11 protein-coding genes are annotated in these 14,677 nt (G+C 67.1%); 4 read left to right on the forward strand and 7 right to left on the reverse strand.

The annotated features are described in order from the left end of the window. Nucleotides 1-247 precede the first annotated feature (247 nt). Nucleotides 248-976 carry an FkbM family methyltransferase gene (locus VGL30_RS10120; RefSeq protein WP_331539504.1) on the forward strand — a complete coding sequence of 243 codons (729 nt, stop codon included), beginning with the start codon at nt 248-250 and terminating at the stop codon, nt 974-976. Here the strand turns inward: VGL30_RS10120 and VGL30_RS10125 are convergent. The 5 genes from VGL30_RS10125 to VGL30_RS10145 form a co-directional block, all read right to left on the reverse strand. Continuing rightward, the gene (locus VGL30_RS10125; RefSeq protein WP_331539506.1) at nt 924-2,054 is read right to left on the reverse strand and encodes a glycosyltransferase family 4 protein; all 1,131 of its coding nucleotides are present in this window, start codon (nt 2,052-2,054) and stop codon (nt 924-926) included. The genes VGL30_RS10120 and VGL30_RS10125 overlap by 53 nt on opposite strands. A 160-nt stretch (nt 2,055-2,214) precedes the next feature. Next, nucleotides 2,215-3,708: a hypothetical protein gene (locus tag VGL30_RS10130; protein WP_331539508.1), complete on the reverse strand. Its 1,494-nt coding sequence runs from the start codon at nt 3,706-3,708 to the stop codon at nt 2,215-2,217. Nucleotides 3,709-3,766: 58 nt separating this feature from the next. Further along, nucleotides 3,767-4,846, reverse strand: a complete 1,080-nt coding sequence (locus VGL30_RS10135; protein ID WP_331539510.1) for a glycosyltransferase family 1 protein — start codon at nt 4,844-4,846, stop codon at nt 3,767-3,769. Between the two features lie 9 nt (nt 4,847-4,855). Further along, nucleotides 4,856-5,818 carry a glycosyltransferase family 8 protein gene (locus VGL30_RS10140; RefSeq protein WP_331539512.1) on the reverse strand — a complete coding sequence of 321 codons (963 nt, stop codon included), beginning with the start codon at nt 5,816-5,818 and terminating at the stop codon, nt 4,856-4,858. 12 nt (nt 5,819-5,830) lie between these two features. Continuing rightward, nucleotides 5,831-6,709, reverse strand: coding sequence for a glycosyltransferase family 2 protein (locus VGL30_RS10145; protein ID WP_331539514.1), 879 nt, complete (start codon nt 6,707-6,709; stop codon nt 5,831-5,833). A 382-nt stretch (nt 6,710-7,091) separates the two neighbouring features. On the opposite strand from VGL30_RS10145, the gene VGL30_RS10150 reads away from it, so the two are divergent. Next, entirely contained in the window at nt 7,092-7,214 is a 123-nt protein-coding gene (locus VGL30_RS10150; RefSeq protein ID WP_331539516.1) for a hypothetical protein, read from the forward strand. 80 nt (nt 7,215-7,294) lie between these two features. Here the strand turns inward: VGL30_RS10150 and VGL30_RS10155 are convergent, their stop codons facing one another. Then, the gene (locus VGL30_RS10155; protein ID WP_331539518.1) at nt 7,295-8,221 is read right to left on the reverse strand and encodes a glycoside hydrolase family 16 protein; all 927 of its coding nucleotides are present in this window, start codon (nt 8,219-8,221) and stop codon (nt 7,295-7,297) included. Nucleotides 8,222-8,871: 650 nt separating this feature from the next. Here VGL30_RS10155 and VGL30_RS10160 point away from each other — a divergent pair. Continuing rightward, nucleotides 8,872-11,133 carry a polysaccharide biosynthesis tyrosine autokinase gene (locus VGL30_RS10160; RefSeq protein ID WP_331539520.1) on the forward strand — a complete coding sequence of 754 codons (2,262 nt, stop codon included), beginning with the start codon at nt 8,872-8,874 and terminating at the stop codon, nt 11,131-11,133. 325 nt (nt 11,134-11,458) lie between these two features. Then, complete coding sequence (locus tag VGL30_RS10165) at nt 11,459-12,469, forward strand: sterol desaturase family protein (RefSeq protein WP_331539522.1); 1,011 nt, start codon at nt 11,459-11,461, stop codon at nt 12,467-12,469. Nucleotides 12,470-12,675: 206 nt separating this feature from the next. Here the strand turns inward: VGL30_RS10165 and VGL30_RS10170 are convergent, their stop codons facing one another. Further along, nucleotides 12,676-13,992: a glycosyltransferase gene (locus tag VGL30_RS10170; protein ID WP_331539524.1), complete on the reverse strand. Its 1,317-nt coding sequence runs from the start codon at nt 13,990-13,992 to the stop codon at nt 12,676-12,678. Between the last annotated feature and the right edge of the window lie 685 nt (nt 13,993-14,677).

The following is a 14,677-nucleotide window of genomic DNA, read 5'->3' on the forward strand; positions in this document are numbered from 1 at the left end:
GGCGGAGCGGGCCGGTAGGGTGCAGGCCGCATCGTCGAGAGAAAACCTCTCGCACCCCGCCCCGGATCGCACCTGACGCAGCAGCAGGGGTGGCCGCCGCGACTTAAGAAGGAGGGCCTACGTGGAGCTTGTTCGAGGTGAGTTTCTTCCGCCGAGCGTGCGTGGATTCTACACAGGTGCGATGAAGCGGTCGTGGAGACTGTTCTCCAACAAGGAAGTCACCCGCGCGATACCGGACGCAGGCGCCATGACCCTCCGGCCCTGGGAGTACATTGAGGCCCGGCTGTTCTTCTACCGGATCTGGGAGCCGGAGATCACCCGGTTCATCGACGCCCATCTCGGCCCGGGCGACGTGGCGATCGATATCGGCGCCAACATCGGCTACTACTCATTGCTGATGAGCCGCAAGGTGGGCCCCCGCGGCAAGGTCTACGCGGCGGAGCCCTCGCCCTCGATCCGCGCGCGGCTCGAGCACAACATCGCCATCAACAACCTGCAGAACGTGGTCGTGCTGCCGTACGGCATTTCGAACAAGGCCGAGGAGCGCTACCTGCAGCTTTCGAGCAGCGACAACTCCGGTGAAAGCCGCTTCGTCGACGACCCCACGGAGAAGAATCTGGAGGGCAAGCTGCCGCTTCGCCGCCTGGTTGACCTGGTGCCTGCGGAGGCGCTGGCCCGGGCCTCGCTGGTGAAGGTCGACGTAGAGGGCATGGAGGTCGAAGTGCTGGAGGACCTGCTGGACAACCTCGGCGTCTTCCCGGGCAAGATCTCGATCTGCGCGGAGGTCCGCCGGTTCGGGGACGGCGCCGCGCGGGTCGACGCCCTGATCGACCGCTTCCGCCGGGCGGGCTTCGTGCTCTACCGCTTCGACAACCGCTACCTGCATTCCGACTATGCGAAGCAGACCAGCCGCGCGCCTCAGCTTATGGAGGCGCTGCCGGAAGGCCAGCACGACGTCGCCTTCGTGCGGGGATGACCGCCCTGGACTTCGGGGCGCGCAGGGCGACCGCCTCGGCATAGACGTCGGCGTATTCCGAGGCGACCCGGTCGATCGTCCAGCGCTCGAGGTTGGCGCGGCTCGCCGCCTGCAGCCGCGCGAGTTCGGCCGGATCGTCGAGCAGTCCCAGGAGCGCCTCCGCCAGCCGGTCGGGGCGTCTCGCCGGCGCCAGCAGGCCGGCCGCGCCCTGGTCGAGAGCCTCCGGAACGCCGCCGACGTCGGTGGCGACGATGGCGCAACCCGCCTCCCTGGCCTCGGTGAGCACCAGGCCGAACGGCTCGTCGTGGGACGTCAGCAGGAAGATGTCGGCGGCGTTGAGGAAGGACTTGGTGTCGCGCAGCTGACCCAGGAAGTGGATCCGGCCGGCGGCGGGCGATGCGGCGGCGAGGGCCTCGTACTCGGCGCGCCCCGGGCCGTCGCCCACGATGTAGAGCTCGACGTCGCCGCGCCGCCCGGCGACGATCTCGAACGCGGCGATCATGTCGGGAATCCCCTTGCGGCCATGCAGGGCGGAGATGGTCACGACGTTCGGCGACTTGAGCGCGACGGGCTGGCTGGGGAAGAAATCGCGCCGCGGCGCGCCGAGGGTGCCGTTCAGCACGACGCGGAGCTTCGAGCGCGGGACCCGGCGCCCCGCCATGCATTCGGCGGTGCTGCGGCTGACCCCCACCACCAGGTCGCCCAGGCCCATGAGGATGGCGTGGCCGTCGAAGGCGTTGTGGACGGTCGTCACGAGGGGGACGCCCCGGACATGGCCGACGGCGGCCCCGATGACGGCGCCGGTCATCATGTGGGCGTGCAGGACGTCGGGCCTGAAGCGCCGCACGAGCCGCCCGAGCCCCAGCAGCATCCTGGCCACGGAGACCGGGTCGCGCCGTTCCTGCTGCAGGAAGGCGTGTTCGACGCCGTGGCGTTCGAGCAGTTCCACAAACTCGCCGCCGGCCGCGGCCATGCAGACCGTGTCGCCCCTGGCGGTCTGCGCACAGGCCAGGTCGACCGCGGCGTGCACATTGCCGTTGGCGAAGCCGCAGTGGTTCATGATGTGGAGGATCCGCATGCGCCTTTGAACCCTACCCAGCACCCATCTCGAACGGTCGCATCCGCGCCGCGCCGATTGCAAGAAACAGTTCAGACCCTCGGACAAGGTGCGAAGATTGCAAGAAAAACGCTCCCGCCTTGCGTAAAGAGCGTCGCCCGCGCGGCGGGGGACGGCACATTCAGGCGCCGGCGCCGCCCGGACGCCCAACCGGATCGCGCCCGAGGGTCGACCCCATGGGCGAATTCGGGGCCAGGTCCGGGCTCAACGGCGGAAGGAAGGCGGGGTGCGCCCGCGGCGGGGCGGCCGCGCCGGTCTCGACGCTCACCGCCAGCGGCCAGGCCAGGGCCGCGCCAAGCCCGAACAGCCAGGCCGCGCCAAGCCCGAACCCCACCGAGGGCGACGTCAGCGAAATGACGAACAGGTTGGGGAGCAGCGACAGCTTCACCATGCGCATCAGGCCGGAGTCCTCCGTGTCCGCCCCGCGGCTCAGGAACACCCGCGCCATGAACACCGACATCAGGATCGCCCCGGGCGCGCCGATGTTGCTGAGCACCGCGAACACCCAGCTCGATGAGCGGCAGCAGCCGATCCCGGCGCCGAGTCCGTGGGAGTGCAGGAAAGCCTCGTAGGCGACCCGGTTCCACATGCTCCGCTCGACGTAGGAAGAGGTGTGGGCCTTGTGGATCACGACGGCGTCGACAAGCTTGGCGACCGTGGCCACCACATCCGGCCGGAGGACCGCCACGCATATGGCCGCCACCACCAGCATCATCACCCAATAGGCTGCGAGCCAGGCCCGCTCGCGGCTGTCGAACATGCCGCCGGCGATGCCCACCAGCACCACGAGGACCACGGAAACCAGGGCCACATAGCCGCCGGACGAGGTCGACAGATAGGTCAACAGCGTCAGGAGCGCCGCGAGCGGGACCCGCCAGCCGCCCCAGGGCGCGGCCTGCCGCCGGTCGGGCGTGATGGCGATCGGGGCGAGGAACGACAGGCAAAGCGCCGCATAGGCAGAGGCCTCGCTCATCAGGCCCACGACACGCTTCATGTCGCCGACCTCGCCGTCGACCATCAGGACGTAGGCTGAGGTCCGGTAGGGCAAGAGCAGGCCGGTGAGGCCCGCCTTGCTGGCCAGAAGGTCGACCAGCCCGGTGATCACCGCCACGGCCCCGCCCCATCCGAAGGCGACCAGCAGCTGGTGTCTCCGCACCGGATCGCAGGCGACGAAGTAGATGTTGACGACCGTGAGGCTGGTCAGGATGAAATAGAGCGCCTGGATGAAGTTGCTCGGCGTCGGTCCGAGGGCCGTCGGGGCGGCGACGGCGACCAGCCGCATGGTGATGACGTCCAGCTGGCCGGCGAAGATCCGCGGCAGCAGCAGGGCGGACACCACCGCATAGAGCGTGCAGAGCGTGAGGAAGCCGAACCGGCGATAGTCGAACAGCGCGCCGAGGTAGACGCGCGGGCCGACGTCGAGCACCACCTTCACGCTGAGGACGGCCGCGGAGATCCAGGGCGGCATGATGCTGATGCCGCCGACCGCCTGCGTGGGGATCACGGCGAGGGTCCCGAACGACCAGCTTATGAAGAACAGCAGGTAGATCGCGGGGCCCCGCGCGAACAGCGCCCAGATGGCGACCAGCCAGAAGATGACGGCCGGGTAGGTCAATGCGCCCTGCCCCCGCGGATTGCGGCGGGGACCGCGTCGCCCGGGCGCGCGGCGGTCCTCACATGACCTCCTCGATCAGGCCGCGCAGGCGCTCGGCGCTGCGTCGCCAGGTGAAGGCCTGGGCGTGCGCCTTCGCCTGCTCGCGGCGGGCCGCACGGCCGCTGTCGTCCCCCGCCACGCCGGCGATCGCCTCCACCCAGGCGCCCACGTCCTCCAGGGGGGCGTAGGTCGCAGCCTGGCCGCAGACCTCCGGCAAGGCGCCGGCCGGCGCGACGACGGCGGGACAGCCGAGGATCATGGCTTCCAGCGGCGGCAGGCCGAACCCCTCGGTCGAGGAAGGGAACGCCAGGCAGGCCGCGCCTTCGAGGAGCGCGCGGATCTCCCCGTCGGAACACCGGCCCGCCAGCTGCACGTTGGCGCCAGGCGCCAGGCCGAAGACGCGCGCGATGGCCGGGGCGTCGAGCTCGCCGCTGACCACCAGGCGCAGGTCGCCGAGGCGCGGGTCGGCGAACGCCTTGAGCAGCAGGTCGAGGTTCTTGTGCGGCTGCAGGTTGCCGAAGGCGAAGACGTAGCTGGCGCCCTCGAGGCCCAGGCGCGCCAAGATCGCGGGCTCGGCCCGAACCTCCAGCATGTGGTCCGCGCCGTTGGGCGCCACCCGGATGCGGTCCGCCGCGGCGACCCCGAAGCGCACCAGCATGCGCTTGGAGAACTCCGACACCGTGAGGACGAGGCGCGACTGGGCCGCGAGGCGGGGCAGCGCCAGCCGGTACCAGCGGACGAACGCCGCCGAATAGGAACTGGGCGCCAGATAGACCTGGGCGTCGTGGATCATGGTCAGCGCGCTGCGAGAGCCGAGCGGGCCGACGTTGCAGAGGTTGACCAGCCCCGCGGAGCCGGTCGCGAACGGCAGTTCGAACTGTTCCCAGGCCTGGCCCGTCAGCAGGCTGTCGTCGCGCAGCCGCAAGGCGGAGAGGGAGAGGTCGCGCTTGCGCCCGCGCGGCGCGCACACCTCCCAGCCGGCGTCCGTCGCGCCGCCCCCGGCCAACAGCCGGTCGAGGCCGAGCGTCAGGTTGGCGGCCACCCGCTGGACGCCGGTCTGCCGGGCGCACAGGAAGCGGCCGTTGAGCACGATCTTCACCTGGCGGCCTCAGACGTAAAGCTGCGGCGGAGCCTCGCGCATCCGCCCCACGGCGCGATAGGAGAGGCTCATCTTGACGAACTGCTGCACGCAGTAGCGCACGACGTGCATCCGCGACTTGGAAGGCTTGAGGAACGAAAGCTCCGGATGGTCGGCCAGGAGCCCCCGGTAGGGCGCGCCCCACGCCTCCCCCCAGGGCTGGGCGGCGACGTTCCAGGGCCGCGGGTTGGACATGAAGTGGTAGATGCGCGGCAGGGCGACGGCCTCGGCGCGCGAGCCGATCAGGAAGCCCGGGAAGTTCCAGCGGTTGGAGATCAGGGTGCAGGCGTCGCGGGCGCCGAGGTTGAGCGCGTCCTGGTCGGGGAAGCGGAACGCCTCGCCCCGCTCGCGGTAGACGCCCAGGCAGGTCTCGGCGATCGCCCCCCAGCCCGCCCGGTCGATGACCAGCACCCCGCTGTTGAAATAGTCCTCCGCCGCCCCGGTCAGGCCGATCTGCTGGCGATAGGCCGCGAGCCGGCGGCGATGGGCCAGGTCGTGCTGCGCGAACAGGATCGCCGGGTCGCGGCAGGCCAGGAAGCCGCCGGCGGGCACGTCCGCCCGGAACAGGGGCTCCAGGGCGCCGCGGACCTGGGTGTCGCCATCGATATAGACCACGCGGCGGTAGTGCGCCGGCAGGATCTCGCTCAGGAAGAAGCGGCCGAACATGACGTGCAGGCCGTCGATGTCGGCGTGCGAGGCGCGGATGAAGTGGACGCCGCGGGCGGCCGCCACGGCGGCGACGGCCTCGCTGTGGGCCGTGGGCTCGCCGATGCAGGCGATGACCACGTCGGCCACGGCGGGCGGGACGTGCGCACGCGCCTGCAAGGCGCTGACCAGGGTCGGGAAGAGATAGCCCTCGTCGATCACGTAGCAGACGCAGCCCCGCGGCTGCGGGGCGGCTTCAGCCTGATGTTGCAAGTTCGCCCGGTGCATGCGCCACGGCCCCTACTGGAAACTCGAGATCTGCTCGGGGTCGGCGCGGCCGGCGACCAGGTGCAGGAGGCCGCGCCAGTTGCCGAGCACCCGCCCGCGGCGGTCGATGTGCGGCTCCGGCGCCAGGACCCGGACGTGGTTGGCGACCAGGTTGCAGCACATGATCCGGGCGGCGTGGCTGAGCCGCATCGTGCCCTTGCGGACCAGGTAGACGGGGTTGACCATCTGGGAATATCCCAGCCGCTTGCCGGGCGAGCGGCTCTTGGCGACGCCCAGGTGCACGCCTGCGAAGGCGTTGGTCCTCACCACCCGGCCGCGGCGCGCGATCTGGCCGGCGAAGTCCACATCCTCCTGCCAGCCGTAGAGCGGCAGGCGTTCGTCGAACCGCAGCCCGTCGGCGGCCTTGCAGCGGAAGGCCATGTTGCATCCGTAGGCGGTGCGGATGTCGGCCTGGATCGCGGGCGCGGGCGGCGGGGCGGCGTCATAGATCTCGACGATCGCTTCGCCCTGCTCCCAGGAGAGCCCGCCGCGGGTCACCCCGTCGGCGAGGACGACGCCGGTGGCGCCGACCACTTCCGGGTGGGCGGCGAACAGGGCGCCGACGCCCTCGAGGCTGCGCCGGCTGGGCAGGTAGTCGTCGTCGTAGAACACGACCACGTCGCATTCACCGCTGATCCGGGTCATGCCGCGGTTGCGTTGGGCGCAGAGGCCGCGCGGCCCGAACACCACCTCGACATCGTCGCCAAGGACCGGCTGCGGCGGCAGGTCCTCGGCTTTTTCGACCGAGAAGACGATCCGGGCCGGCGGCTGCGACTGGCGGCGCAGGCGTTCCAGGACCTGTCCGGCCTCGTGCGGCCGGCCCAGGGTGGCGATGACCACGGCGATCCTCATCGTCCGTTCCCTCCCGCGGCGATCGCGCAAAGACATGGTCCGGGTTGAATCGGCGCCGACGAACCGATCCCGCTCACAACCAAGGTGTCTTCAATTCGAATAGGATGACGCATCCACGCAATATCCGAGGGCGGAAGCCAGACTTCAGGTCTTATCGACCATGATGCGAGCGGAAGACTGCTGCGGGCGCAATACGGCAATTCATGAAAGACCTTTACAGAGCCAAGGCGCCCAGGAAGAGGGCAGGAAAGCGGCGAACACACGATGATTGCGGCAGGCCGGTCCTCGGACGCTGACCTGCAGGAAAGCGCCTGCGATTGTCACAGACGCGCCTGCCCGATCCCCGGGCAGGCCGGAGAGAGCGAACGGTGGTCGAGCGTCGATGCTGATCCTTGTCGTGGCAGCCAGCCTGGGCCTCCTGGCGCTGCTGTTGCTCGAGCCGGTTCGCCAATGGGCCGGCCGGCGCCGGCGCCGGCGCCGCTGGGACGCCTACTTCAAGAACTGAGAACGCCGCGCCGCGGCCAAGGCGCAGGAAATGGCCGCGCGTGAACCTCGCCGGAAAGGGCGCTTCCGGGACGGCGGCGGCTAGCGTGGGGCCCCGGCCGGTCCAGTCGCGGCGCCCGTTGCTTCCGCAGGCGCTGCAGCGGCCGGTTCCGGGGTGGCCGCAGCGATCCGGCGGTAAACCCGGATACGGGCGATCTCCATCGTCTTGGGAGTGGTGAGCTTCTCGATCGGCCAGCCGCCGCCGATCGCGAGATTGGCCAGGATGTAGAACGGCTGGCGATACTCCGGCGGCGTCTCCATCGCGCCGACGACGCGGTGGTTGAGGTAGAAGGTGGTGGTCTCCGGCTCGATCAGCACGCCGAACTTGTTGAACTGGTCGGTGAGCAGGTTGTCTTGGACGCGGATGAGAAAATCCCTGCTCAAGACATCCTTGCCGCCGCGCCAGATGTGCGCCACGCAATGGTAGTAACGGGGAAATCCCCCGTAATATTCCATGACGTCAATTTCGGCGGAGGATTCCGACTTGTCGACGCCGATCAGCCAGAAGGCGGGCCAGACCCCCATGCCGGACGGCAGCTTGGCGTCGATCTCGAAATAGCCGTACTGCTGGACGAAGCCGCGGCCTTCCGGCCCGTCACGGTCGCGCGACGAAATCAGGCCTGAGCTCCACCGGCCGTCGGCGCCACGGCGGGCGGTGATGTTCATGCCCTTGGCGCCGCGCGAGAACGGCCCGTCCGGGCCCGGCGCGGCGAAGCCCGCGTCCCCGAAATCACCGTTCCAAGGCGTGTGGTTGTACCAGCGCATGCCGGAACCCGGCCGGTCGCCGATGCTGAGGGTGGAAAAGCCCTCCTCGAACGAGATCTCGTATCCGCTCAGGTCGAGGGGGGTTCCCGTCGGGGCCGTCTCGGCATGGGATTGCGTCGCACCGCAGCCGCCGGTCGCCAGAGACAGGAACACGACGGCTGCGGCCAGGGCCGCCCGCGCCGCACCGGGCCTGCGCGCGGTCATGCCCCCGTCCCGCTGCGGAGGCGGCCGGGGCTGCGCCGCACGCCGTCGTCCAGGGCTGGGCGCACCGGCTTCAGACGCGCGCCGCGTGGCCTGCGGCCAACGGCCGGCTCACGCAACTGTCCCGCCCCGTCAAATAGTACAGAAGTGTAGAATTCATGTCGGACCCGCCGCTCTCATCAACGCGATTTCGCCCGTGGCGAGTTCCAGCGTCGAGTTGTTTCAAGCACACGTAGAGCGTCAACACCGGGGTGGCGATTAATTATCTCGCGACGTGACCTGGGCGCCCATTAAATGATCAACAGACGATCATGCATTATTGGGGGCGACGATCTTTGCTCGCAATCCGTCGACAGACAGGGCGCGCCCTGCTTCATTGTATATTGCGGAATGAAGACTTCCATACCTGACCAGCAACGGACCACGCCGCCACCGCCGCCAGACGTGCGCAGGGTCTTTTTGTGAAGTCATCGCGGCGATCGAGGCGAGTCCATTGTCGTTCGAGATTGAGTGATGGTCGAAAAGTTACGGAAATGCGCTTCGCGCGGGTGCGGCGTCGATACGCGGTCCCGGCAAGGCCGCGGCCCCTCCAGGACATCGTGTTCCGAAGTCCATGGCGTCGGCCGCGCGTTCCAGATGAGTGAGACGACGCCATGCACGTAACGCCCAATCTCGGAAAGACCCCCGCACCGGCGGAACGGGCGTTCAACCTGCCGCAGCTGATACGCATGGCCCGGCGGCGCCTGCGGCTGATGTCGGCCGTCTTTCTCCTGATCGTCGCCATGGCCGCGGCGGTTACGATGTCGATGCGGCCGACCTTCACGGCCGACGTGCACCTGATGATCGACAAGCCCAGCCAGGAGCTGCTGGCCAGGGAGACGCCCACCGCCGCCGACACCGTGCTCGACGCCAGCGTGGTGGAGACGGAGGTCGAGGTGCTGCGCTCCACCGCCCTGGCGGAATCCGTCATCGCCAAGCTGGGGCTCGACAGGGATCCGGAATTCAATTCCGCCCTGGCGCCGCCGGACCTGAAGACGCGGCTGCGCCAGTCGCTGTCCCGCGTGAAGCCTGCGTCCGTCCCCCGTGAGGACGCGCCGAAGAGTCCTGTGGTCGACGCGGTCCTGGACAGGCTGAAGGTCAGCCGGGTGGGCACGAGCTACCTGGTCAATCTGGCGTTCACCAGCCACGATCCGGACAAGGCCGCGCGGATCGCCAACGCCTTCGCCGCCGATTATCTGCGCTCGCAACTGGAGGCGAAGTTCGACGCCTCGCGTGAGGGCAACGCCTGGCTCCACAGCCGCATCGGCGAAATGCGCCAAAGGGTGGTCGATGCGGAGACCGCGCTGCAGCGGTACAAGATCGAGAACAACCTGCTGAGCGCCCAGGGCGCCACCCTGGCGGAGCAGGAGATCTCCACCCTGGACCAGCAGGTGGCGCTGACCCGCGCCCAGCAGGCCGAGGCCCAGGCTCGCCTGGGCACCGCGATGAGCCAGCTCGCCAGCGGCAGCAAGGGCGACGACGTCGGCGAAGCCCTGAGCTCGCCCGTCGTCCAGCAACTGCGCCAGCAGCGCGCCCTCACCAGCCAGCGGGTCGCCAACCTTCAGAGCCGCTACGGCGATCGCCACCCCGACCTCTTGAAGGCCAAGCACGAACTCGCCGACATCGACAGCCAGATCCAGGGCGAGATCCAGCGGGTGGTCTCCAACCTGCAGGCCCAGGAGGCCGTCGCCCGGCAGCGCACCGTCTCGATCGAGGACAGCGCTTCGCGTTCCCGCCAGGATCTGGCGCAAACCAACCGTTCGATGGTTCGCCTGAACGAGCTGCAGCGCGATGCCGACGCGGAACGCACTCTCTATGAGAGCTTCCTTAGCAAGTTCAAGGAGATGAGCGCGGAAGCAGGCTTGGCGCGCAGCGACGCCCACGTGGTCTCGCTCGCCCGGGCGCCTTCGTTCCCGAGCGCGCCGCGCAAGGGGCTGAACATCGCATTCGGGATGGTGCTGGGTCTCGCCGCCGCAGTCACCGCCGCGCTGATCGCCGAAATGTTCGACAACGGCGTGGCCGACATCGAGGTCGTGGAGCGCGAGCTGAACGTCAACTACATCGGCTCCATCCCGAGCCTGCGATCGATCGTCACCACCGATGACCCGCTCTGCCGCCGGCCCATAGACCATATCGTCGCCAAGCCGGTGTCGAGCTTCGCCGAGTCGTTCCGCAGCCTGAACGCCGCTATCGGGTTCTCGCGCCTGGGCGCCAAGCCGAAGGTGCTGGCGGTCACCTCCTCCCTGCCCGGCGAAGGCAAGACGACGACCTCGGTCGCCCTGGCCCGAAGCGCGGCGATGTCGGGGCTGCGCGCGGTCGTCGTGGATTGCGACCTGCGCCAGCGCGCCGTGAACCAGCTTCTGCAGGTGGAGCCGACCGTGGGCCTGGTCGAGGTGCTGAACGGCGAGGCCACGTTGGACGAGGCGCTCATGCTCGACGCGGCGAGCGGCGCCATGGTGCTGCCGCTCGTGCGGCCGCACTATACCCCGCAGGACATGTTCAGCTCCGAGCAGATGGCCCGCATGATCGAGGAGCTGCGGCGGCGCTTCGACCTGATCGTGCTCGACACCGCGCCGGTGATCCTGGTGACCGAGACCCGGATGATCGTGCGTCACGCCGACGTCGTCCTGCTGCTGGTCTACTGGCGCAAGACGCGGCGCAGCCTGGTGCGCACGTCGCTTCGCCTGCTCGACGCAGCCGGCGCGACCGTCGCGGGCGTGGCCCTGACGCGGGTCGACGTGCGGCAGGCGGCCAGCGTCGATCCTGACGACCCGTCGGCCTATTACCGCGCCTACCGCAAATACTACACCGCGCCGGAACGCCCTGCCGGCCGGCGTCCCGCCGCCAAGGCGCCGGCCGCCGGCATGGAGAGATGAGGCGCCGCAGCTAAGGGCTGAGTTGCTCGGCCAGGAAGGTGGGGTTCCGGCGCTGCTGACCGCGGGCGCCCGCTTGGAGGACGGATGGCGGTTCCCGGAGCCCTGGCTCCAGGGGCGCTGACCTTTTCGCCCAAAAAGTAAACAACGAGGCTGTCGGGCGGTCTCAGGCCCCAAACATCTTTACGTTTTCGCCCCATACTGGCATGTATTCTGAATATGTATGGCGATGCGTTTCGGCAAGGCGACATTCAAGGAAGGCAATTGGCCCTTCCTGAACAAAGCAAGATAGACTGGTTTCCCCGTCATGCATTTCGGAAAACTATGGATGTTTGGCCTGACCTGGCTCACATTCCTATCCGCTGCGTCATTCAGCTACGTCATTCAGCTACGATCAGCCGAAAAGAAATTATCCATAAGAACTCTGGTGACTCATATATTCCCGGTCGCGGAATGGGGATCCAAATCCACAAGAATAGACGTTCTTATGTATGTTGCTTCCAAATTCATCGGAGGGATTTTTGCAGGCGTAAATCTGGCGACGACGGCCGGCATGGCCGGGATCACCTCGTTCCTGATCGATAGCGGATTCCCCAATCACCCGGTCTACGACTACAATGTAGCTACGATTATATTGTGGTCACTGATGTTTTTCGTTCTGACCGACTTCGCGAATTACCTCACCCACTATCTGCAACATTTTGTTCCCGTACTCTGGGAACTGCACAAGGTTCATCACTCCGCCACCTTCCTGACGCCGTTCACGACCAAGCGAATGCACCCATTCGGGGATCAATTCGATGGTCTGGTCGCCGCGGCGATCGGCGGCGTAGCGCTTGGACTTGGCCGGTCGCTCAATGGCTTCACCCTGCCGCAGATGCTGGTGATGATCGCCAACGCAAACTTGATCGGCACCATCCTTGTTCTCGATTCACTGCGACATTCTCATTTTCCCGTCGGGTTTGGGCCGCTGGACAAAGTCATACTAAGTCCACACATGCACCAGCTGCACCACAGCTATAAGGTCGAGCACTGGGACACGAACTTCGGCAACAAACTTTCGATATGGGACCGGTTGTTCGGCACCCTGGTCGAGCCCCGCAAGGGTGAATCCTTCCCGTGGGGCCTCGGCAAGGCCGAAGACGCGGATTACCACACCCTCGCCGGGGTCTATTTTCTTCCATTGATCAAGATCGGGCGCCTGCTCCGAGGCCTGCCCTCGTACAGAGACCCCAGTGCTCCGGTTACTGCGCCGGCGCCGTTCTTCGATCGGGTGTTCTTCCGCAAGCCGGCTCATTTTGGAAAACAGCCCAACCCGTCGGCGCCCCAGCCCTACTGACCCAGATCATGCGAGTTGGTTGTTGGTAGGATCCGGCCGCCGGGCGAATGGCGCGAGGGCTTGGCCGAGCCGCCGTCCTCACACCGCGCGCGTATCCCTAACTCCGCGCGGGCGCATCGAGCGGGACCATCGGGACCTGAAGCAGAAGTTCGGCGTCCCGGCCGACCGGACCGGACAGGCCCTGGGCGGCGGGCCGGCTGCGACTCTCAGCGGTCGCCGCCGGCGATGACCGACAGGACGCCCTCGTCGAAGCGTTCGGGCGAGAAGCGCTCGGCGTTGCGCACCGCGTGCGCCGGATCGAACTCCGGCAGCCAGGCTTCCATCGCCTCGACCGCGGCGATCAGCGAGTCCATCGTCTGCTCCTGGAAGAACAGCCCGGTGATGCCCGGGAGCACGGTGTCCAGCGCGCCGCCGTTGCCGTAGGCCAGCACGGGGCGGCCCGACGCCATCGCTTCGACGGGCACCATGCCGAAATCCTCCTCGGCGGTGAAGACCAGCGCCCGGCAACGGGCGTAGGCGTCGCGCAGCGCGTCGAAGCCGAGGCGCGGTACGATGGTCACGTTCGGGCGCGCCCGCCGCTTGAGTTCGCGCATCATCTCGCCGTCGCCCACCACCAGGAGCGGCAATCCCAGCGCGTTGAACGCGTCCACCGCCAGGTCCGGCCGCTTGTAGGCGGTCAACTGGCCGACCCAGAGGTAGCGCGCTTCCACGTCGTCGGACGGGTGGAACAGCGACACGTCGACCGGCGGATAGACCACGCTGGACGGTCGACGATAGGCCTTTTCGATCCGCTGCTGGATGAAGGTGGAGTTGGCCATGAAGCGGTCGACCCGGGCCGCGGACGCATAGTCCCAGCGCCGCAGGTCATGCGCCAGGAGCGGCATCGCCAGACGCGTGAGCAGCCCCGCCGACCGTCGGTAGTCCGAATAGTGGTCCCACAGGTACCGCATCGGCGAATGGCAGTAGCAGACGTGCAGTGCGCCGGGCGGGGAGATCACCCCCTTCGCCGGCCCGGACTCGCTCGAAATGATCAGGTCGTAGCCGCGCAGGTCGAGCTGTTCGAGCGCCATGGGCATCAGCGGCAGGTACTTCTGATAATGGCGCCGGCTGCCGGGAAGATTCTGCACGAAGGTGGTGCGGACCGGCCGGTCGCGGATGACCTGCGACACGGCGGAAGGGTCGTAGACGTGGGTGAACACGTCGGCGTTCGGGAACAGGCGTATGAGCCGTTCCAGCACGCGTTCGCCGCCCCGCATTCCGACCAGCCAATAGTGGATGATCGCCGTCCGGGGCTGGCCGCCGACGCGCGACATGCGCGTGGATGGGTAACTTCCGAAGGGCGAGGCCCGCCGCGGCGCGAGCCGGCCGGAGTCGTCGTCGCGAAACAGCGCGTGAGCATCGCGGCCAGGCAAGGCGACGGTCTGTCCGATCGACGGCTCCCGGTGCGCCGCGCCGTTGAGGGCGGCGCGCGAGAAGACCCCTCCATTGGCGATCGGGGTAATTCGGGCGCTCTGTTCGCTCATTTTTCGTCACCTGCGTCGAGACTGACGCCCAGCGATCTCCCGCTTCGGTCCGGCGGCGTCCAAGACGCCGCCGCAGAGCCGTAAGCCGCGCCCGCAGACGCGAAGTAAGACCTATGGACTCAGAAATATAAGTGAATTCGATCTACTCGTCCGGAAGCTTTACTACCCCAGAACGCCACAACTATTTCCCCATAATCATTCAATACACAAATATACACTCTGGAAATGCAATAAATGATCAACAAATAATAAGACATTGGTCGGCAAAGGACCCGACTAATTCCCACTTATACTAAATTTATTAGATATATTTACCTAAAATAACAGGTATACTCACAGCCCAGAATTGTATATTCACGTCAAAATATGGGGAGCGCGCATCCGATAGCCTATTGGGATGCACACCAAGCACGCCCGAAGCGCTCGCCCGTGTTACGCCCCCCATGTACTTTCTATGTGCGTCTCAAGCTTGAGCATGATGCAAGCGTTGAAATTCGCCAGGACCGCAGGTTTTCGAGATAACCTTTTTGAAACCTATGATTAAAATTATATTAAACCACTGAAAATGGCAAGTTTCTCCCAAAGCAACTGCAACATGGCCTTTCGATTGCTTAAAATCGTTGCGCATCGGGCAGGCGCAGCAGGCAAGGCGCCCTCCAGCGGTCGCAGACCGGAGTCCCAATGC

The organism is Phenylobacterium sp., from assembly GCF_036502675.1.
GTDB lineage: Bacteria > Pseudomonadota > Alphaproteobacteria > Caulobacterales > Caulobacteraceae > Phenylobacterium.

Coding starts and splice junctions, on each gene's coding strand:
- VGL30_RS10170 (WP_331539524.1), bottom strand. CDS start 13,992: ATGAGCGAACAGAGCGCCCGAATTACCCCGATCGCCAATGGAGGGGTC.
- VGL30_RS10125 (WP_331539506.1), bottom strand. CDS start 2,054: ATGCGGATCCTCCACATCATGAACCACTGCGGCTTCGCCAACGGCAAT.
- VGL30_RS10140 (WP_331539512.1), bottom strand. CDS start 5,818: ATGCACCGGGCGAACTTGCAACATCAGGCTGAAGCCGCCCCGCAGCCG.
- VGL30_RS10120 (WP_331539504.1), top strand. CDS start 248: ATGACCCTCCGGCCCTGGGAGTACATTGAGGCCCGGCTGTTCTTCTAC.
- VGL30_RS10160 (WP_331539520.1), top strand. CDS start 8,872: ATGCACGTAACGCCCAATCTCGGAAAGACCCCCGCACCGGCGGAACGG.
- VGL30_RS10165 (WP_331539522.1), top strand. CDS start 11,459: ATGTTTGGCCTGACCTGGCTCACATTCCTATCCGCTGCGTCATTCAGC.
- VGL30_RS10150 (WP_331539516.1), top strand. CDS start 7,092: ATGCTGATCCTTGTCGTGGCAGCCAGCCTGGGCCTCCTGGCGCTGCTG.
- VGL30_RS10155 (WP_331539518.1), bottom strand. CDS start 8,221: ATGACCGCGCGCAGGCCCGGTGCGGCGCGGGCGGCCCTGGCCGCAGCC.
- VGL30_RS10145 (WP_331539514.1), bottom strand. CDS start 6,709: ATGAGGATCGCCGTGGTCATCGCCACCCTGGGCCGGCCGCACGAGGCC.